This is a genomic window from Shewanella sp. HL-SH4, assembly GCF_051164845.1.
GTDB classification, from domain to species: domain Bacteria; phylum Pseudomonadota; class Gammaproteobacteria; order Enterobacterales; family Shewanellaceae; genus Shewanella; species Shewanella glacialimarina.
The window spans coordinates 449539-468163 of record NZ_CP195037.1; the positions used below are offsets into that span (position 1 = coordinate 449539).

At 40.9% G+C, this 18625-nt stretch carries 19 protein-coding genes; 4 read left to right on the forward strand and 15 right to left on the reverse strand.

The window, feature by feature from the left end; translation table 11 throughout:
• Positions 1-176 precede the first annotated feature (176 nt).
• Positions 177-1184, forward strand: coding sequence for a D-alanine--D-alanine ligase (locus ACRWQL_RS02865; protein ID WP_434952249.1), 1008 nt, complete (start codon positions 177-179; stop codon positions 1182-1184).
• 126 nt (positions 1185-1310) lie between these two features.
• Here the strand turns inward: ACRWQL_RS02865 and ACRWQL_RS02870 are convergent, their stop codons facing one another.
• From ACRWQL_RS02870 to ACRWQL_RS02900, 7 genes are all read right to left on the reverse strand, one after another.
• Complete coding sequence (locus tag ACRWQL_RS02870) at positions 1311-1898, reverse strand: cytochrome c3 family protein (protein WP_434953453.1); 588 nt, start codon at positions 1896-1898, stop codon at positions 1311-1313.
• Positions 1899-1918: 20 nt separating this feature from the next.
• Entirely contained in the window at positions 1919-2389 is a 471-nt protein-coding gene (locus ACRWQL_RS02875; RefSeq protein WP_434952251.1) for a nitrate reductase cytochrome c-type subunit, read from the reverse strand.
• Between the two features lie 11 nt (positions 2390-2400).
• Complete coding sequence (gene napA / locus ACRWQL_RS02880) at positions 2401-4890, reverse strand: nitrate reductase catalytic subunit NapA (RefSeq protein WP_434953454.1); 2490 nt, start codon at positions 4888-4890, stop codon at positions 2401-2403.
• Positions 4891-4892: 2 nt separating this feature from the next.
• A complete protein-coding gene (locus tag ACRWQL_RS02885; RefSeq protein WP_434952253.1) occupies positions 4893-5150 on the reverse strand; it encodes a chaperone NapD in 258 nt (85 codons plus the stop codon).
• A gap of 35 nt (positions 5151-5185) precedes the next feature.
• Complete coding sequence (locus ACRWQL_RS02890; protein WP_226410235.1) at positions 5186-5344, reverse strand: periplasmic nitrate reductase, NapE protein; 159 nt, start codon at positions 5342-5344, stop codon at positions 5186-5188.
• Between the two features lie 532 nt (positions 5345-5876).
• Positions 5877-6785: a class I SAM-dependent methyltransferase gene (locus ACRWQL_RS02895; protein ID WP_434952255.1), complete on the reverse strand. Its 909-nt coding sequence runs from the start codon at positions 6783-6785 to the stop codon at positions 5877-5879.
• 157 nt (positions 6786-6942) lie between these two features.
• Positions 6943-8115, reverse strand: a complete 1173-nt coding sequence (locus ACRWQL_RS02900; protein ID WP_434952256.1) for an AI-2E family transporter — start codon at positions 8113-8115, stop codon at positions 6943-6945.
• 86 nt (positions 8116-8201) lie between these two features.
• Between ACRWQL_RS02900 and folX the strand changes: the two genes are divergently transcribed.
• A complete protein-coding gene (gene folX, locus ACRWQL_RS02905) occupies positions 8202-8570 on the forward strand; it encodes a dihydroneopterin triphosphate 2'-epimerase (protein ID WP_434952258.1) in 369 nt (122 codons plus the stop codon).
• Positions 8571-8661: 91 nt separating this feature from the next.
• Complete coding sequence (locus ACRWQL_RS02910) at positions 8662-9549, forward strand: TIGR01777 family oxidoreductase (RefSeq protein WP_434952260.1); 888 nt, start codon at positions 8662-8664, stop codon at positions 9547-9549.
• A 79-nt stretch (positions 9550-9628) separates the two neighbouring features.
• On the opposite strand, the gene ACRWQL_RS02915 is transcribed toward ACRWQL_RS02910, so the two are convergent.
• Positions 9629-10525: a LysR family transcriptional regulator gene (locus ACRWQL_RS02915; protein WP_434952262.1), complete on the reverse strand. Its 897-nt coding sequence runs from the start codon at positions 10523-10525 to the stop codon at positions 9629-9631.
• Positions 10526-10701: 176 nt separating this feature from the next.
• On the opposite strand from ACRWQL_RS02915, the gene ACRWQL_RS02920 reads away from it, so the two are divergent.
• A complete protein-coding gene (locus ACRWQL_RS02920) occupies positions 10702-11208 on the forward strand; it encodes a lactoylglutathione lyase family protein (RefSeq protein ID WP_434952264.1) in 507 nt (168 codons plus the stop codon).
• Between the two features lie 101 nt (positions 11209-11309).
• Here ACRWQL_RS02920 and ACRWQL_RS02925 read toward each other — a convergent pair whose 3' ends face one another.
• The 7 genes from ACRWQL_RS02925 to ACRWQL_RS02955 all read right to left on the reverse strand — a co-directional run bounded on the left by ACRWQL_RS02925 (position 11310) and on the right by ACRWQL_RS02955 (position 18464).
• Complete coding sequence (locus ACRWQL_RS02925) at positions 11310-11639, reverse strand: YbaB/EbfC family nucleoid-associated protein (protein WP_226410242.1); 330 nt, start codon at positions 11637-11639, stop codon at positions 11310-11312.
• A gap of 219 nt (positions 11640-11858) precedes the next feature.
• Positions 11859-14786: a DNA polymerase III subunit gamma/tau gene (gene dnaX, locus ACRWQL_RS02930; protein WP_434952266.1), complete on the reverse strand. Its 2928-nt coding sequence runs from the start codon at positions 14784-14786 to the stop codon at positions 11859-11861.
• 138 nt (positions 14787-14924) lie between these two features.
• Complete coding sequence (gene apt, locus ACRWQL_RS02935; RefSeq protein WP_226415957.1) at positions 14925-15476, reverse strand: adenine phosphoribosyltransferase; 552 nt, start codon at positions 15474-15476, stop codon at positions 14925-14927.
• Between the two features lie 105 nt (positions 15477-15581).
• The gene (locus tag ACRWQL_RS02940; protein WP_434952268.1) at positions 15582-15950 is read right to left on the reverse strand and encodes a YbaN family protein; all 369 of its coding nucleotides are present in this window, start codon (positions 15948-15950) and stop codon (positions 15582-15584) included.
• A gap of 363 nt (positions 15951-16313) precedes the next feature.
• Positions 16314-17084: an HvfC family RiPP maturation protein gene (locus tag ACRWQL_RS02945; RefSeq protein WP_434952270.1), complete on the reverse strand. Its 771-nt coding sequence runs from the start codon at positions 17082-17084 to the stop codon at positions 16314-16316.
• Positions 17084-17941, reverse strand: coding sequence for an HvfB family MNIO-type RiPP peptide maturase (locus ACRWQL_RS02950; protein ID WP_434952272.1), 858 nt, complete (start codon positions 17939-17941; stop codon positions 17084-17086). Before ACRWQL_RS02950 ends, ACRWQL_RS02945 begins: the two co-directional genes overlap by 1 nt.
• Positions 17942-18035: 94 nt before the next feature.
• Complete coding sequence (locus ACRWQL_RS02955; protein ID WP_434929980.1) at positions 18036-18464, reverse strand: HvfA family oxazolone/thioamide-modified RiPP metallophore; 429 nt, start codon at positions 18462-18464, stop codon at positions 18036-18038.
• Positions 18465-18625 lie beyond the last annotated feature (161 nt).

Below are 18625 nucleotides of genomic sequence, written 5' to 3' on the forward strand. Positions count from 1 at the left end.
TGATCCGGTTTGTCTGCGAAAAAACAGCAGAGCCTAGATAATTAAGCTTTGCTGCTGTTTATAACTGAAATATTGTTAACCTCCACTTGCCATTACCTAGTGGGGATCTTTATTATAAGCAGGTCATTTCAGGGCCCATTCATCTAGCCCAATTTTATTCATTTTTAGGAGCAACCATGCCAAAAATTAATCTGCTACTGTTATGTGGTGGTGGCGGCGCAGAACACGATATTTCATTAATGTCGGTTAAGTTTTTTGAGTCATCGCTGGCTAAGTCAGATAAATTCTCGGTACTGCGTTTAGAGCTAGATAAACACGGTCATTATAAAACGCAAGACGGAAAAGTCTGTGAACTGACTAACCGCCGTGAAGTTCGTTTCGAAGATGAAACAATATCAACGTGGCCGGTAGATTATGTTATCCCTTGTATTCATGGATATCCCGCTGAAACTGGCGATATACAGTCCTATTTTAATTTAATCCAATTACCCTACTTTGGCTGTGAATCAGAAGCATCAAGCAATTGCTTTAACAAAATCACCGCCAAAATGTGGTTTAGCGCGTTAGGCGTGCCTAATACGCCGTATATTTTTCTGCATCAATATGATGATGATGCAATAGCCCAAGCTACTGCAGCGTTTGATAAATGGGGCTCACTATTTATTAAAGCGGCATCTCAGGGGTCATCTGTCGGCTGTTATAAAGTCGATGATAAAACTGACATTGCCAACATATTAAAAGAGGCGTTTAGCTATTCACCCTATGTCATTGTCGAGCAAACAATTGTGGCAAGAGAACTTGAAGTGGCTGTTTATGAATATCAAGGGGAAGTGATAGCGACAAAACCTGGTGAGATCGTCTGCGACAGTAATAACTTTTATACTTTCGATGAAAAGTATGCCACTAACAGCAAGGCTAAAACCTTTATCGAAGCTATCAATGTCCCCGATGAGATTAGCGAACAAATTCGCGCTTATGCCATAAAAGCCTTTAAAGGAATGAAACTACGTCATTTATCGCGTATTGACTTCTTCTTAACCGCTGACAATCAAATTCTATTGAATGAAATTAATACCTTTCCGGGTTTAACGCCTATTTCAATGTTCCCTAAGATGCTTGAGCATCATGGCCATGATTTTACCGCGTATTTAGTGGATGTGATCAACAGGCAAGTTGAGCTGTAATCGACTAATTCATTACTTTAATTACATTGTTTAACTTTAAGTGTATTGTTTTAATTTAAACATTTCACAATACAAATAAAAAGGCCAAGCAAATTGCTTGGCCTTTTCGTGTGTTGCTAAAAACGGTTAGAAACCTTCTACACCCGCCATATCAGGTAATTGGTGTGCAATCCCCTTATGACAATCGATACAGGTTTTCTCACCGCTTGCCAATGACGTTGAATGCATTTGTGACGCACGCTTTGATTGACGAGTAAAGTCCATATAATTAAAGTTATGACAGTTACGACATTCAAGTGAGTCATTTGCCTTCAGACGGGCCCACTCATTTTCAGCTAGGTGACGACGTTTCGCCTCAAACTTTTCACGGGTGTTAATTGTACCAAACACCTTGCCCCACACTTCTTTTGAAGCTTGCATTTTACGGGCAATTTTATCGGTCCAGTTATGGGGAACATGACAATCAGGACAGGTTGCACGCACACCACTTCGGTTAGTAAAGTGAATCGTGCTTTGTAATTCCTGATAGACGTTATTCTCCATCTCATGACAACCAATACAGAATTTCTCTGTGTTGGTCACCTCAAGCGCAGTGTTAAAACCACCCCAGAAAATTACCCCTGCAACAAATCCACCTAATGTCAGAAACCCAAGGCTGTAATGAACGCTCGGACGGTTTAGTACCTTCCAAACAACTTTTAGCTTTTCAAACAAATTAGCCAACATAGTCACTCCTAATGCTTAGCAGGTGCAGTAGCATCCATTAGATGATCGAGGTCGACAAAGTCATTTTCGACCAGTAGTTTGGCATCTAATTGAATCACATGACACTGGGTACAGTTATAACGTCTTGGAGAAAGTTCAGCCAAGAAGTTGTTATCTCTGTCCATGTAGTGAGTCACGCTAACCATAGGTGCTTGAGAGTGGCCAGTGCTATTGCGAGCATGACACTGCATACACTTATTGACCTTTAAATCTAATTGGTAACCATCAATCTTGTGAGGGATCAAAGGTGGCTGCATTGGATAATTACGCATTTGCTTTAAATCAGTATTAAGCACTTGCTGCATTGCTGGCGGCGTTGGTTCGATATTAATTGGCGCCAAACGTAAGGTATCAATCTGGTCTTCAGGCACACTGGCCGCCAGTACGCTGAATGATAAACCTAAAATCGCAACCATTGACGCAACTTTGATAATGTTCATGTGTCTTCCCCTTATGCCTTCATAATCTTAATGGCACACTTTTTAAAGTCTGTTTGCTTAGATATTGGATCGGTAGCATCTAAGGTCACTTTATTAATCAGTTGACTTGCATCAAACCAAGGTACAAACACTAAGCCAACAGGCGGCTTATTACGACCACGAGTTTCTACACGTGTCTTAATTTCGCCTCGACGCGAGATGACTTTAATTTCATCACCACGGCGTAAACCACGCTTTTTAGCATCATCAGGATGCATAAAGCACACGGCATCAGGGAAAGCTTTATAAAGCTCTGGTACACGCTGAGTCATTGAACCTGAATGCCAATGTTCAAGCACTCGACCCGTTGATAGCCAAAGATCATACTCTTCATCTGGGGCTTCTGCTGCGGGTTCATAAGGTAATGCGAAAATCACCGCTTTACCGTCTGGTTTACCATAGAATTCAAAGCCTTTGCCCGCTTTGACATACGGATCTGAACCTTCACGGAAACGCCATTTGGTTTCTTTACCATCAACCACAGGCCAACGCAGCCCGTGCTCTTTATGATATGTGTCAAAATCAGCTAAATCATGACCATGGCCACGGCCAAAGGTAGCATATTCTTCAAACAGCCCTTTTTGAACATAGAAACCAAATGCCTCATTTTCATCATTGAGGAATTTAGGTTCCGCATCAGCAAGTGGGAATTTTTCGACATTGCCATTTTGATACAAGACTTCATATAAAGTCTTACCTTTAAACTGCGGATTTGCTGCCAATACCGCTTCAGGCCACACTTCGTCAGTGGTGAAGTATTTAGAAAACTCCATTAACTGCCATAAATCGGACTTAGACTCACCCGGTGCTTTGACCATTTGATGCCAGAACTGGGTACGACGTTCAGCATTACCGTAAGCGCCTTCTTTCTCAACCCACATAGCTGTAGGTAAAATCATGTCTGCAGCTTGGGTGGTCACAGTTGGATAGGCATCTGACACCACGATAAAGTTATCTGGGTTACGGTAACCCGGTAAGCCTTCTTCGTTTATATTAGGGCCAGCCTGCATGTTATTGTTAACTTGGACCCAGTAACAATTTAGATCGCCATCTTTGAGGCGGCGGCTTTGCTCAACGGCATGAAACCCAGGTTTTTCTGGAATAATACCACTTGGGATTTTCCAAATGTTTTCAGCAATTTTTCTGTGCTCTGGGTTAGTCACAACCATATCAGCAGGTAAGCGGTGCGAGAAAGTACCGACTTCACGTGCAGTACCACAAGCTGAGGGCTGGCCAGTAAGAGAGAATGGACTGTTACCTGGAGTAGAAATTTTACCCACAAGTAAGTGGATGTTATACATCAAGTTATTACACCAGACACCACGAGTGTGCTGGTTGAAGCCCATGGTCCAAAATGAAGTCACTTTAATTTTAGGATCAGCATACAGCTCAGCAAGCTCAAGTAGTTTGTGCTCAGGTACACCAGAAAGCTTACTCACTGACGCCACATCATAATCGGCAACAAACTTTTTAAACTGTTCAAAATCGATAGGCGTTGAATCGTTTGCAGTATCGGCATTTTTAGACTTCATCTGGGTAGGATGAGTCGCACGTAGGCCATAACCAATGTCAGTGGTGCCTTTACGGAAATTGACATGCTTATTAACGAAATCCCAGTTGACCTTGTCATTTTGGATAATGTAATTAGCAATAAAGTTAAGAATAGCTAAATCTGTCTGCGGGTTAAACACCATTGGCAAATCAGCTAAATCAAATGATCTGTGCTCAAAGGTCGATAATACCGCGACTTTTACATGGGGCGCGCTTAAACGACGGTCTGTCACTCGAGTCCAAAGGATCGGGTGCATTTCTGCCATGTTAGAGCCCCATAATACGAACGCGTCAGCCGCTTCCATATCATCGTAACAACCCATTGGTTCATCAATACCAAAGGTACGCATAAAACCAGCAACAGCAGAAGCCATGCAGTGACGTGCGTTAGGGTCGATGTTGTTGGTACCAAAGCCAGCTTTCATTAGCTTAACGGCGGCATAACCTTCCCAAACAGTCCATTGACCAGAACCAAACATGCCAACAGCAGTAGGTCCTTTTGCCTTAATGGTTGCTTTCCACTTTTGTGCCATTGTTTCAAAAGCCGTACTCCAGCTAACGGGAGTAAACTCACCGTGCTTGTCATACTTGCCATCGGTCATACGTAACATAGGCGAGGTTAAGCGGTCACGGCCGTACATAATTTTGGATAGAAAATACCCTTTAACACAGCTTAAACCACGGTTAACTTCACTATTCGCATCACCATGTGTCGCAACGACTTTACCATCACGGGTTGCAACCATCACAGAGCAACCTGTACCACAGAAACGGCAAGGGGCTTTATTCCACTCAAGTTTGGTTTGTTCTGAACTGGTAATGAGGTTACTTGCAGCTGCAGGTAATGCTAATCCAGCGACACTCGCTGCTGCCATTGCGGCATTAGCTTTCATAAAATCACGTCTATTCATTTTCATATCTCACCCTCTTCAAGCTCTTCACTTTGGTGGTAAACCATGGTCGCTGTTAACACGCCGGGTAATGCATTAATTGTCGAAATGTCATCCATTAATGATTTTTGGCTTGTACCTTCAATCACCACAACAAGCTTGACGTCATTGTTTGCTGAAAGCTCTGCGTTTTTGATTGCCATTATTTTTTGTCTAACATCAGCCATTTTGTCTGGATTTACTTGGACAATTAAACTGGTTACGTGAAGTTCATTGCTCATTAATCACACTCACATGTTTATTTTTAATTTTTATATTAACCAACACCTGGCGGGCCAGTTAAAATTTGGCTAAACCAGATGCTAAAGCCTAAAGCACTGACCAGAAGTACCGATAAAATAGGTGCTAGGAAGACCGTCAAGAAGATAAAAATTTTCAATTCGAGACTTTTTTCACTTTTAGTGTCTTTACTCATGGAGCCTCCAGGAGTGGTTAGGATGGGGGACTTAATGAATAAGTCATTGTCATTATTTCGGTTTACAAGGATTTTACCGTTAAACAATTTGCGATCTATATACTCACAAATTGGTAAACAAATGATTAGTTGATCTAGATCATTAAAAATAAGCAAACAATTACTCAACATGCAGTGTCTGAAGCATAAATATCGATTAAATATATTATTTAATCTCAACTCGGAATAATAAATGCAGATGAAACCGTTTTTTGCACCGCTAACTGTGTTGAATTTACTTACAATAGGCTAGCTATTGACGTGTAAATCCGCCTTGGTTAACAGCGCAGGGCTCAAGCTTGAAGGGATACTCTGGATAGCTGTGAATATTTTACGGGCAAAATGAAGGGGCAAAATACAGGACATTATGTAATTTAAAGGTAAAACGATGACCTAGGTCTAGGAGACCGCTGAGCCGAAAATAGGTATGCATGGGTAAAATAAAGATAACGGCTCTCAGTTAAATAGTTCACTGAGAGCACATAGGGCTATGCTAGCTGAGCGAGTATCGCAGTACTTTTAACGACTTTTGCTCATCAATATCAGCAAAAATATCGGGATTGGCGATACGTTCAACATAATGTAGTTGCGGTGCATTGTCGGACACTTGCTGCATTAAAAAATCACAGCCTAATTCCGGTGCATTTAAACACAACAACACTTCGCCATTATCAGCAAGTAGACTCGGTAAACGCTTCAATAAACGCTCATAATCTTTGGTCGCCACAAAACTTCCCTTTTGATTACTTGGAGGGTCGGCAACAATCAAATCATAGGGACCCAATTTAGTCAGCTTACCCCAGGATTTAAAAATATCATGACCAAGATATCTTGCACCTTGAGGCAAATCATTTAATACATGATTTTGCTTGCCTATACTGAGGGCACCTTTGCTCATATCCATATTAACCACTTCATCTGCGCCACCAAGTAATGCCGTGACCGAAAAACCACAGGTGTAAGCAAATAAGTTTAATACTTTTTTACCTTGAGCATGCTGCCGTACCCAGCGTCGGCCATTTGCCATGTCCAAGAATAAGCCATGATTTTGTCCACGCATGATATGCACATTAAACAAAGCGCCCTGCTCTGTTACTACATGATTGTCTGGCACACTACCACTGACTAGTTCAGTCACTGTTTGCCCGCCACTTCGATGTTGAAATGCCAAATTCAACTCTTTACTGTCAGCTTGCTGATGATACTGTTCGGTGATGGCCGTAAACAAGGCTTGTTGTTCTGGCTCATCCAATGATTTAAAGCTGGTCAGCAGTAGCACGGGAGGATACCAATCGAGACACAGGTGTTCTTCACCTTGGAATAAACCACCGCGGCCATGAAACACCCGCTGAACTTCATTTTCAAAAGTAAATTGACTCAAGGCTGTTATTAATCCAGACATAAATATACTGTATTCTCTTATCTTTCTATTTTAAATTAGGTTCATTTCAGCTATTAACATTTAATATTAAAAGTATATTAGCTTATTGATATCGTTTTAGTAGGGCAATTTGGCCGTACTAATATAGTGGTCAATATGAGTGACTCAGTTAAAAACATTAGCTCTTTTGACTTGGTTCATCATCTGTATCATCCAGCTTATTCACCGCAGCGATTGATTCACCCTGCACATTGTCAACTTCTACTTCTTCGCTACTGGCTTGTGCCTCAGAGTCTAATTCGGTCATTTTGTCTTCTGCATCGTCGACATTGTCTGCTAATAAAATCGCTAACCAAATACCTGACTGACTGGATTCCATGCCAATTTTAACCACCATGGTCAGTGGAACTGATAATAACATCCCAACAGAGCCCAATAACCATCCCCAAAAGATTAATGACAGGAAAACCACTAAGGTTGATAAGCCTAAACCTTTCCCCATAAACTTAGGCTCAATCACATTACCCATCACCATATTGGTGCCAAAGTAAAGTAATCCTGTTGCCCCTGCCGCGCCGGGACCAAACTGAATAAAAGCCAATAGCACAGCAGGGATAGCGGCAATAATAGAACCTATGTTAGGAATGTAATTAAACAAAAAAGCGATAACGGCCCATAACAAGGCGTAATCAACACCTATAATCGATAAGCCAATGCCGACAATCACACCGGTTGCTAAACTGACTAACGTCTTAATCATCATGTATTGATTAACTGAATTTAAAAATTTATCGATTTGCTTTAAACGCATATCAGGATCATCTAGCGCCAGATGGAATTTTTTAGGCATGTCTTGTGCTTCGAACAACATAAATACAATGGTCAAAATGATTAAGAATAAATTAGCCATCACATTACCCACACCAGAAAGCATATTAGTGGTCATGCTTAGGGCCATACCGGGATCAAAATACTCTAATACTTTATCTCGGGAGATATTAATATTAAACGACTGAAGTTTATCGAGCACCCATGCAAACTGCTCTATTAGTTGGGCACGATAAACTGGCATTTGCTTTGAAAATTCATTCACTGAACTGCCGACTAGACTTGCTAGCCATAAACCAATTAGCACAATGAATAACATCAGCAGCATCACAGCGAGTGCTTTAGGAATTTTGAACCGACACATTAACGTAATAGCAGGATTACAAATCATTGCTAAAAATGCCGATAAAACAAAAGGCACTACAATAGGACTGGCCGTTTTAATGCCCGCAAGAATAATCACTACGCATGCCATTACAATGAAACTGCGAACCGCCATAGACGATTGATGTATACCCTTCATAGAAGAAAAATCCTTGTTGCTACCGAAGTGCTAAATTAGTTATGTTAAGCTTACTCATTGAAAAATCTTTATTACTAGAAAATATTATGAAACCAGAAACCGCTATTATACGCATAAAAAATCTTCGTTTACGTACCTATATCGGCATTAAAGAAGATGAAATTCAAAACCAACAAGATGTCATCATTAATGTCATCATTCATTACTGTGCAGACAAAGCTCGCAATAGTGATAACCTAGCAGATGCTCTCAATTATCGCACTATTACAAAAAAAATCATTGCCTTAATTGAAAACAATCGTTTCTTATTACTGGAAAACTTGACCAACCAAACCCTAGAAATAGCCAGTGAGCATCATTGGGTTGAGTTTGCTAGTGTTGAAATTGACAAGCCACATGCGCTTAGATTTGCCGACTCTGTATCAATGGAGCTTTGTTATCAAAAGCCTGCTTAACAGTATTGAGCACGTTAGGTATTGATCAACTCAAGATTATAATGCGTATGTTACTGTATACTGTATTTTAAATTATTGGCTAGAGTGGCATATGAATATACTAATCACTGGTGCAACCGGCTTTGTTGGCAAACATTTGGTTGCCAAACTGGCTGAACATAAATTAACTGTCCTCTCCCGCGACATTAATCAAGCCGCAAAAGTGTTAGGCACCCATCATACTTTTATTGAAGATATCGCCCAACTGAACAATTTAGACAATTTCGATGCGGTAATCAATTTGGCTGGCGAACCGATTGTGGCTAAACGCTGGACTAAAAACCAGAAGATCCGCATTTGCCATAGCCGTTGGGATATTACTCAAAAGCTAAGTCAATTAATCGCTTCAAGCAAACAACCTCCAACAACATTCATTAGTGCTTCAGCTATCGGTTATTACGGCAGACAAGGCCTGGATCCAGTTGACGAACATAGCCAATTTCATGATGAGTTTAGTCATCAAATATGTCAAAAATGGGAACAACTGGCCCTTGAAGCAGATTCATCAACCACCAGAGTATGTATACCTCGCATTGGTATAGTGCTGGGTAAAAATGGCGGAGCATTAAGCAAGATGTTACCCCCATTCAAATTAGGTCTAGGTGGCCCGATTGGGAAAGGCAAACAAGGAATGAGCTGGATACACCAGGATGATTTAGTGGCATTAATTATTTGGATGTTGACGACCCCAACAACACGGGGAATTTACAACGCCACAGCCCCAAATCCTGTTAGTAACGCCGAGTTTTCATCTGCTTTGGGCAAAGCATTAAATCGTCCAGCAAAAATTATCGCCCCACCTCTGGCGTTAAGATTAGCCATGGGAGAAATGTCAGAATTACTCACAGAAGGTCAATATGTACTGCCAACCCGTGCGTTGTCAGAAGGATTTACGTTCAAGTTCACCGATGTTAACTCAGCATTAGCAGCCATAGTCTAATACCTGTGGCACCCGCTAACTAACATTGCTGCCAAGCTTATCTGTGTAATGCAGGTAAGCGAACAATTTATCCTAAAGCTTACATTAGCGATTTAATTAAACGAATAATGTTTTGATAACGTGTTGCCAGTACACGATGTTGCTTATTCACTAAATATAATGGCTCAAAAACGATTAATGCTTGTCCATCCTGATTTTTTGCTATTTGAATATCTTCCTGTTGCACAAAACTTCTTACCGCAAACTCAGGTAATACAGTAAAGCCAAGTCCGTTAGCGACAGGTAATAATATTTGATTAAGCTGATTAACATAACCTGTTGTTTTTATTGTTATAGCCGATTCAGCTTGAAAAAAAGCGGCCTTTAATTGATGCCAATAATAATTGGCATCCGGATGCTCTATCATCCCAAGCAGGGTTAATGACTCAAAGTTGATATTAGGTTGATACGGTTTTCCTGCCACCACCTTAGGTAATACCAAACACAAAGACTGGAGACCTATCTCTGTACTCACTAGCTCAGGTTGTACCACATTTTGAGTAACAATACCTAAATCTAATTGATTGGCTAAAACACTTTCAATAATTCGTTTGTTAGGACCCGCTTCTAAATACATGCGTAAATTTGGGTGATTTTGTTGCTCTTTGAGCAAGTAAGGGTATAGCAAAGACGCCATTGAGCCAGAGCAGCCTATTTTGCACTCCCCTGAAAAGGGCGTATCGACAGCTAAATTGTCAAGTAATGCCTGCTGCTGGCTTTGCATTAAGCACGCATAATGATAAACGGCTAGACCAGCTTCAGTCAGTTCAAATCGTTTACCTATGCGATTAATCAATGCACTACCGACCTGCTGTTCAAGCTTTTTAATATGTTGACTCACTCCGGGCTGAGTCATAAAAAGCTTTTCCGCCGTTTGGGTAAAATGCCCAAGCTCAACTAAAGAGATAAACGTGGTTAACCACTGTTGATTTAACATTCCATCACCTCCTATTCATAACACCAGATAACTCACATATAGCGCGGTTTAAATATCCAATAAACCATAATAACAAAATATTATCATAATGAGTATTTATGATAATTTTTAAATGATGTTATTTTTAAATACACTAACCTCATTGAAACAAAACATCCGTAACAGTAGAGATTTTTATGACAAACAATTATCCACGCAGTTTTTCACACATTGGTATCTCAGTGCCTGACATCAAGGCGGCGGTAAAATTCTATACTGAGGTGTTAGGTTGGTATTTAATTATGGAACCCACAGAAATTATTGAAGATGACAGTGCTATTGGTGAAATGTGTACCGATGTGTTTGGCGCTGGCTGGAAGTCATTTAACATTGCCCATATGTCTACCGGTGACCGAATTGGCGTGGAACTGTTTCAATTTAATAATCAGGAAAACCCAGAAAATAACTTTGAGTACTGGAAAACAGGAATATTTCACTTCTGTGTTCAAGACCCTGATGTTGAAGGTTTAGCGGAGAAAATTGTTGCTGCTGGTGGTAAAAAACGTATGAAAGCGCCCCGTTACTATTACCCTGGTGAAAAACCATATCGGATGATTTATATGGAAGACCCATTTGGTAATATCTTAGAAATTTACAGCCACAGCTATGAGTTACATTATGCCAGTGGTGCTTATAGTAAGTAGGTTGATCTATAAATTGAGATCAAAAAAGCTCAAGCCATCACGGCTTGAGCTTTTTATTATTACCACTATTTCGTGATTGAAATTGTGGTAATGGGCTCGTATTAGAACGGCATTTTCATGCCTGGTGGTAATTGCATACCGCCAGTCACTTCAGCCATTTTAGTTTTCTGATTTTCTTCAACACGACGAACGGCATCATTACATGCTGCTGCAATTAAATCTTCCAGCATTTCTTTATCGTCTTCCATCAAACTTGGATCAATTTCAACACGACGCACATTGTGTGCACCTGTCATGGTGATTTTAACTAAACCTGCGCCAGACTCGCCAACAACTTCCATACGGGCAATTTCTTCCTGCACTTTAGCCATTTTGTCTTGCATCATTTGGGCTTGCTTCATTAAGTTGCCCATGCCGCCTTTTCCAAACATAATCTTTTCTCTTTCTCTATTAAATAATCTGAGTTATAGCAAGTCGCCAAAATTAACCTGATTTTACTGAAATTAATCAGATTAGCAAACGGGTTAATATAAATTTGCGAACTTGCTAACCTATTCAAAGTTAAGGTTAACGCTTAATGGCGATTGTCAAACATCACTATATCTAAGCGATGAATTGTATAACAAGTGAATTTTTGCCCATGAAAGGACTTACCCAAGTAATGCGGGAATTTGTTCCGCCACGGTATTAAGCTGCTCAGGTGGATAAACCACTGAGTCGTCATCTAATTGAGCTGCAAGCTCGTCTATCATCCACTTTACACTGTCATCTGTCAGTATCGATTGCTTAGCTTGTAACACTAATTCACGGTGAAAACGTTTGCGTAACTCTAGCGGTGTTTCCCGTTGTGCATCTTGGCCAATATCAATATTCACTTGAATATCTTGTTGTAAAAACGCCGATAACCCAGCTTGTAATTGGCCAATCGCAATATCTGCACACAGATGTTTTTGATCCGGTTTTAGGGTGAGTTGTATCGGGTTTGATACCTCTTTACACAAAGAGTTCACCCCAAGCTGTCTAACGCGCCCACCAACCTTCACTTGTGCCATGACTTGATACCAATGTAAGTCGACAGTATGACCAGTAATTTTATGGCCGATAACTGTAGGGTAACCAATAGCAGGTGTCGTTTCAGCCACAGGTTCAACTTGTACATGCTGCTGAGTATCTACATCCGCCATTTCGACATGATTTGTTATCGTATCATTGGAATTATTACCAACAGGCGTCTTATGCTGCTCAAGTGATGGTTCAGTTGGCACAGACGATATAACTGGCTCTGAAGGTAAACTTAAAGGCTCACTTTGCGATAATCTTGACTGGACTTTTTCTGCCAGCTCTTCATCTGTTGGAGCTTCCCAAGGTGGCCTGTCATAAACGGTATCAGCTTGATGGGCGTGAGTGTTTTGAGTTGGTATAGTTGTTGTCGCAGGATAAGCAGACTCTGCTATGACAGTTTGCGGCTCTTCATCTTGGGCCAATGATTGCTGCGGTGCTATTTTATCATTACTTTTAAGCTCAAGGGTGCTAACACTGCCAAGCTTAGATTGCTTAGCTTGCTGTTTATCTGCCGCTTTTTTATGTGAAGCATCGACTTCATCCTGCGCTTTATGGGCAATAACTTCAGCCAATAAAGTGTCTCTACTGGCTAATACGAGATCGAGAATGTCATCTAATGGGTCATCATCCAATTCAACCAATCCATCGGTATTGTTTATTGTGCCATCATTTTGCTGAACTGATGAACTGACGGATGGATCTAATTGTTCACTATCAGCTTTAAGCCCTTTTGTTGGCTGAAGCGGAGTGAGTGATGCATTTTCAGCAGAGTGCTGATTATAAGCAAGATAATCTTCATAGTCGCTATTATCTTGACCGTCATCGTCACCGTATTGAATATCACTATAGTCACCATAGTCGGTGGTAGAATATTGATCATTTGATTGATCGCTTGACTGGTTATTATCAATAAATTCAGGCTCAACTGCAGCCGTAATAGTGAGTTCCGTTTCAGATTGAAGGCTTATGTCAGTCTCACTTTCACTTTCACTTTCACTTTCACTTTCACTGTCAATTATCTTGGTAGCATTGCTATTGCTAGCAAAGCCCATACTTTCAGCCTGATTAAGCACCATGGCCTGCTGGGCAATTAATTCTGCGGCCGCATCATCTTCATTATCAACGACAGCCTTATCGTCAAAGTCATCTTGAGGTTGAGGTTGAGGTTGAGAGTGCGAATGGACAGCTAACGGCGTGCTTTGCTCAACCACTGTTTTAGTATCACTGGCTTGAGCACTAATATTTTCAATACTGGCGTGTTCTAAACTAGTGATCTCAATACCCGTCGCTTCTTCAGTATCAGCGACTAAAGGTTGTTGAATAACATTTTCAGTTGCGAACTTTGGGCGAGTCTCTATGACCTCTTGCGATGTTAACGCGGCCTCAGTCAAATCGACTTTAGCAGCTGTGTCAGTCACCCAGCGTTTAGTCTGTTTTTCTGGCACAAATGCAACTGCGCGCAATAAAGCCATCTCTAAACCTGATTTTGGATCTGGGGCAAAAGGTAAGTCTTTGCGTCCAGCCAGTAACATTTGATAGTAGAGCTGAATTTGCTCAGCGGATATTTGCTGGGCAAAAGCCAAAATTTGTTCGCTGTATAAAGATGACTGCGCCGCTGCTGGAGCAAATTGAGTCAAGGTGATTTGATGCAGTAATTCCAATAAGCTGCGCAGTACTTCTTGCGCATCAGCACCAAATGCTAACACCTTTGAAACGGTTTGCATTAAAGGTTCAATATCGGCATCACACAGGGCTTTTAACAGTGCAATAACTTGCTGCTGGTCAATACTGCCCAACATGGTTTGTACCTGTTGATGCATCACTTGACCAGAACCAAAGGCAATGGCCTGATCGGTCAAACTTAATGCATCACGCATACTGCCATTGGCTGCTTTAGCTAATAACGTCAGCGCCTGGTTTTCAAAGGGTAATTGCTCTTGGGTTAAAACAAAATCTAACTGTTTGGCAATTTCTTCTTGGGATAAGCTTTTTAAATTGAACTGCAAACAACGTGACAGCACGGTAACAGGTAACTTTTGCGGGTCAGTTGTCGCTAGTAGGAATTTTACGTGTTCGGGAGGCTCTTCTAAGGTTTTAAGCAAGGCATTAAAACTGCTACGAGAAAGCATATGAACTTCATCAATTAAGTAGACTTTATAGCGGCCACGTGAAGGACGATATTGGACGTTATCTAATAATTCTCGGGTGTCATCAACTTTGGTTCGTGAAGCAGCATCGACCTCAATTAAATCGACGAATCGACCCTGGGCAATTTCTTCACAACTTGAACATACACCACAAGGATTTGCCGTCACGCCTTGCTCACAGTTTAAGCCTTTGGCAAACAGGCGCGCCAAACTGGTTTTACCTACCCCACGGGTGCCGGTAAATAAATAAGCATGATGTAAACGTTGTTGACTTAATGCGTTAGTCAGCGCTAACAGTACATGCGCTTGACCGACCATTTGTTCAAATTTGGCAGGGCGCCATTTACGGGCTAACACCTGATAAGACATGCAATTCCCCAAGCTAAACAGTTCGGGAATTGATCCCGCTAATTATGCCAAACAATAACATGCAAAACAGCCACAGGCTATTGTTTGGCGGCTATTAGCTGGCTTTATCAACAATTCTAATCTTGTTGATAAAGCTGCTTACTCACCTTCAAACTCACATAAGCTTAATACTTCTATGCCCATGCCTTTTAAGCGTGCTTCACCACCAATTTCAGGTAATGAAATAACAAAGGCTGCATGTTTAACTTCACCACCTAATTGGCGAATTAGCTTAACCGTAGCTTCAATTGTGCCACCTGTGGCTAATAAATCATCAATCACTAACACTTTGTCATCGGCATTTATCGCATCAATATGAATTTCTAAAGTGTCTTTGCCGTATTCTAGTTGATAACTTTGGCTGATGGTCTCGCGCGGTAATTTACCAGGCTTACGCACAGGAACAAAACCGATACCGAGCTCAAGCGCTAAAGGTGCACCAAATAAGAAACCGCGTGCTTCAGTGCCTACCACCTTGGTAAAGCCTTTAGATTGATAATGTGCAACTAATAAAGCAATAGTGGCTTTGTAAGCTTCTGCATTTTCTAGCAGGCTGGTGACATCGCGAAACATGATGCCCGCTTTAGGGTAATCAGGAATGGTTTTAATGCTTTGCTTAATCAGCGCTAAACTGTCTTTATTCATCATAATGAGAACTCTTTAAATGTGATTGCAATAAAAAAGCCCCGCTTGGGACTGTTTTAATTATAGAAGCGATCTTAAGCCTGTTGCTGATGGCTTGCAACTGTTGTGCAATTATTCTGTTAACTCTGGGATCTGCCACAAATAAAGCAACAAACCACATAACATAAAAAACAGCATCGCTTTCACCCAAATAATGGGCACTATGGTGATACTTAACGCAAAACTTAATGTGGTCATTATCATCGCGCGGCGCTTTAAAGATTTATCCATTGCCCGCTTAGTTTGCCAATTATGTATTGCTTCAGAAAACCAAGGGTGTGTCATTAACCATTGGTGCAGTTTGTCACTTGAACGCGCAAAACAAAATGCTGCCAATAGGATAAAAGGCACTGTTGGCAATAAAGGCAGGATAATACCTATGATGCCAAGTATTAAACTAAGTAGTCCTACGCAAAGATATAAGCCGCGCTTTAGTATCATACTTAGTCACCCTAAAATAAAAAACCACTCTACATGAGTGGCTCTGGTCTTGCTGGTTATTATAGCCTAATGTCTGGACTAAATTAAGCCAGATATTTTTAACCAAGTTAATGTTGCTGGCAGTGTCGGAATAAGTAAAACAGCAATAAAACCAATTAAATAAAAAATGTTGAATGGATCTTTAAACGGCTCGCTCATGATATTTCCTTCGGCAAAAGAACTTGGTTATGTTTGACCTGTGTCCAGTCAACATATCGCGTTATATATTACGCAAAAAACGTGAACCGGATCACAACGGCGGCATTTTACTGGGAATCATTGACAATAAAAACCTTAAATATTTTATGGCCTTTATTGTCAATATTATCGACTGGTAACGACAATGCCTTTTTCAACCATTTGCGACAGCAATTGCACACATCCATTGGTCAATGCCTCGGTTTGCATCTGTGGGTATTGCTCTGTTAACCAAGTGACTATTTCAGCTAATGTGAAGTTCTGCTGTTGCTGATTTTTCCCTGTTAAATCGGTACGCTGTGCAACTAATGCTAATACCTGTGCCGTTAATGGGTTCAACTGTAAGAATGCCACCTCGTCGTCAAGGTCACGGTAAACACAAAAATATTGCGCTTGTTCAGGCGGTTCAACTGGCTGATAATCTACACTAATATGTTGCACATCAAATTGGTATTGCGCCACTTTGGCGCACGCTGACATTTGTAGCGGACTGGTCGTTAACTCATCAATCGTCAAGGCTTGCTGTGTTTGACTAGCTTGTTGAGTAGCTACCACTAATTCTAACCATTCATAATGCGCCAACTCTAATAGAAAAATCGGGTCAGTCGGTTTTAATTGATACTGCTGTAAAAACGCTAAAAACTCGCCTGCTATTTCAATAAATATAGGCGTGTGACAATCATGCTCAACAAAAAACTGTTGTACTAACGCAAGCCAGTCTGATTCATGGTACAGAGTTTTTACAACCGGAAATGCGCTAGAAATAAAGCCATTAATGTTATTAAAGAATAACTCACGGTAAATCGTCATACGTCTTGGCTCAATACCTTCAGGTAGTGGCTGACTAGGATCACGTATATAGTTCATAAAGCCCTGTTGAATGGCAGTAAATTCCATTAGGCTTTCCTCACTGTTAGCGCCGCTGTTGCTTGCTGTTGAAATGCATGTATTTGGTTGATTTCTTGCAATAATATTTCTGTCGGCGGTATATTAAAATCACGTTCTAACAGGGTGGGTTTGACCCCATGAATGCGATAACACTCCTGCAATAATGCCCATACAGGATCGATAATATCTGCCCCATGAGTATCAATCATTAAGTCAATATCTTCTTGATAATGTCCCGCAATATGCAAGTAAGCGATACGTTCTGTAGGCATAGCTGCTAAAAATGCATTAGCGTCATATTGATGATTAACGGAATTAACATAAATGTTATTCACATCGAGCAACAGTTTACAATCAGCCTCAGCCAGCACAGCATTAACAAACGCAAGCTCAGTCATCTGCGCGCCCGGAGCGGCATAAAAAGACACGTTTTCAACAATAAAAGGCCGCTCTAAAATATCTTCAACTTGCTTTATACGTTTGGCAGTGTGAATAACCGCCTCTTCGGTAAACGGTATTGGCATTAAATCGTACATATGCCCTGCCCCAGAACAATAACTTAAATGTTCTGAGTAAATTTCAATCTTATGTGAGTCTAAAAAGGTTTTAATATTTCTGACAAACTCAGCATCAAGTGGTGCTGGGCTGCCAATAGATAAAGAAAGTCCATGACAAAAGAAGGGATGACGTTCGGTAAGCTGTTTGAATTGGCCAGCATATTTGCCGCCTAAGGTCATCCAGTTTTCCGGTGCCACTTCAAAAAACTCTATCGCTTTAGGAGTAAGCTGACAGAACTCGTCCAACATTTCCCGCCTAAGACCTAAACCTACCATTGCATTAGGCATTATTTGATGGGCAGCAGACATAGACAAATCCTTACAACAAAGTACTTATTTACAATAAACATAAGGCCTGAAAACAGGCCTTATTTGGAGAATAATTATTTAGGTAAATTTGTGATTATTTGTTACCACCACACTTACCTTCACCACATTTACCTTCTTTGGCCTTTTCAGCAGTTTTTTTCATGTCGCCGCCACACTTGCCTTCGCCACATTTACCTTCAACTGCTTTTTCAGCACTTTTTTTCATGTCGCCGCCGCACTTGCCTTCGCCACATTTACCTTCGGCTGCTTTTTCAGCGCTTTTTTTCATGTCGCCGCCGCACTTGCCTTCACCACATTTACCTTCAGCCGCTTTTTCAGCAGTTTTTTTCATGTCAGCGCCGCATTTACCTTCACCACATTTACCTTCGCCACCATCTAATTGGTAACCTTGGGTCAGTTGCTCGAATCCAAATGGGTTTGCTTGAGCTTCAGTTGCCATGCCAGCACTCATTACTACTGCGCCTAAAGCCACTGCTAAGGTAGTTTGCTTAATTGAGTTCATGTTTTGATTCCTTGTAAATAAATTTTGAATGATGACCAACATCATTGCTGGCTTGCATATAAAGACCTAGCGACTAAATAATAAATTTCAAAAAATTTAAAATAATTTTAACTTGATCAACATTTGCCATTCCTAAAGCTGTTAGGAATTAACAAAGCTGC

Coding starts and splice junctions, on each gene's coding strand:
- ACRWQL_RS02865 (WP_434952249.1), top strand. CDS start 177: ATGCCAAAAATTAATCTGCTACTGTTATGTGGTGGTGGCGGCGCAGAA.
- ACRWQL_RS02875 (WP_434952251.1), bottom strand. CDS start 2,389: ATGAACATTATCAAAGTTGCGTCAATGGTTGCGATTTTAGGTTTATCA.
- napA (WP_434953454.1), bottom strand. CDS start 4,890: ATGAATAGACGTGATTTTATGAAAGCTAATGCCGCAATGGCAGCAGCG.
- ACRWQL_RS02885 (WP_434952253.1), bottom strand. CDS start 5,150: ATGAGCAATGAACTTCACGTAACCAGTTTAATTGTCCAAGTAAATCCA.
- ACRWQL_RS02890 (WP_226410235.1), bottom strand. CDS start 5,344: ATGAGTAAAGACACTAAAAGTGAAAAAAGTCTCGAATTGAAAATTTTT.
- ACRWQL_RS02895 (WP_434952255.1), bottom strand. CDS start 6,785: ATGTCTGGATTAATAACAGCCTTGAGTCAATTTACTTTTGAAAATGAA.
- ACRWQL_RS02900 (WP_434952256.1), bottom strand. CDS start 8,115: ATGAAGGGTATACATCAATCGTCTATGGCGGTTCGCAGTTTCATTGTA.
- folX (WP_434952258.1), top strand. CDS start 8,202: ATGAAACCAGAAACCGCTATTATACGCATAAAAAATCTTCGTTTACGT.
- ACRWQL_RS02910 (WP_434952260.1), top strand. CDS start 8,662: ATGAATATACTAATCACTGGTGCAACCGGCTTTGTTGGCAAACATTTG.
- ACRWQL_RS02915 (WP_434952262.1), bottom strand. CDS start 10,525: ATGTTAAATCAACAGTGGTTAACCACGTTTATCTCTTTAGTTGAGCTT.
- ACRWQL_RS02920 (WP_434952264.1), top strand. CDS start 10,702: ATGACAAACAATTATCCACGCAGTTTTTCACACATTGGTATCTCAGTG.
- ACRWQL_RS02925 (WP_226410242.1), bottom strand. CDS start 11,639: ATGTTTGGAAAAGGCGGCATGGGCAACTTAATGAAGCAAGCCCAAATG.
- dnaX (WP_434952266.1), bottom strand. CDS start 14,786: ATGTCTTATCAGGTGTTAGCCCGTAAATGGCGCCCTGCCAAATTTGAA.
- ACRWQL_RS02940 (WP_434952268.1), bottom strand. CDS start 15,950: ATGATACTAAAGCGCGGCTTATATCTTTGCGTAGGACTACTTAGTTTA.
- ACRWQL_RS02945 (WP_434952270.1), bottom strand. CDS start 17,084: ATGGAATTTACTGCCATTCAACAGGGCTTTATGAACTATATACGTGAT.
- ACRWQL_RS02950 (WP_434952272.1), bottom strand. CDS start 17,941: ATGTCTGCTGCCCATCAAATAATGCCTAATGCAATGGTAGGTTTAGGT.
- ACRWQL_RS02955 (WP_434929980.1), bottom strand. CDS start 18,464: ATGAACTCAATTAAGCAAACTACCTTAGCAGTGGCTTTAGGCGCAGTA.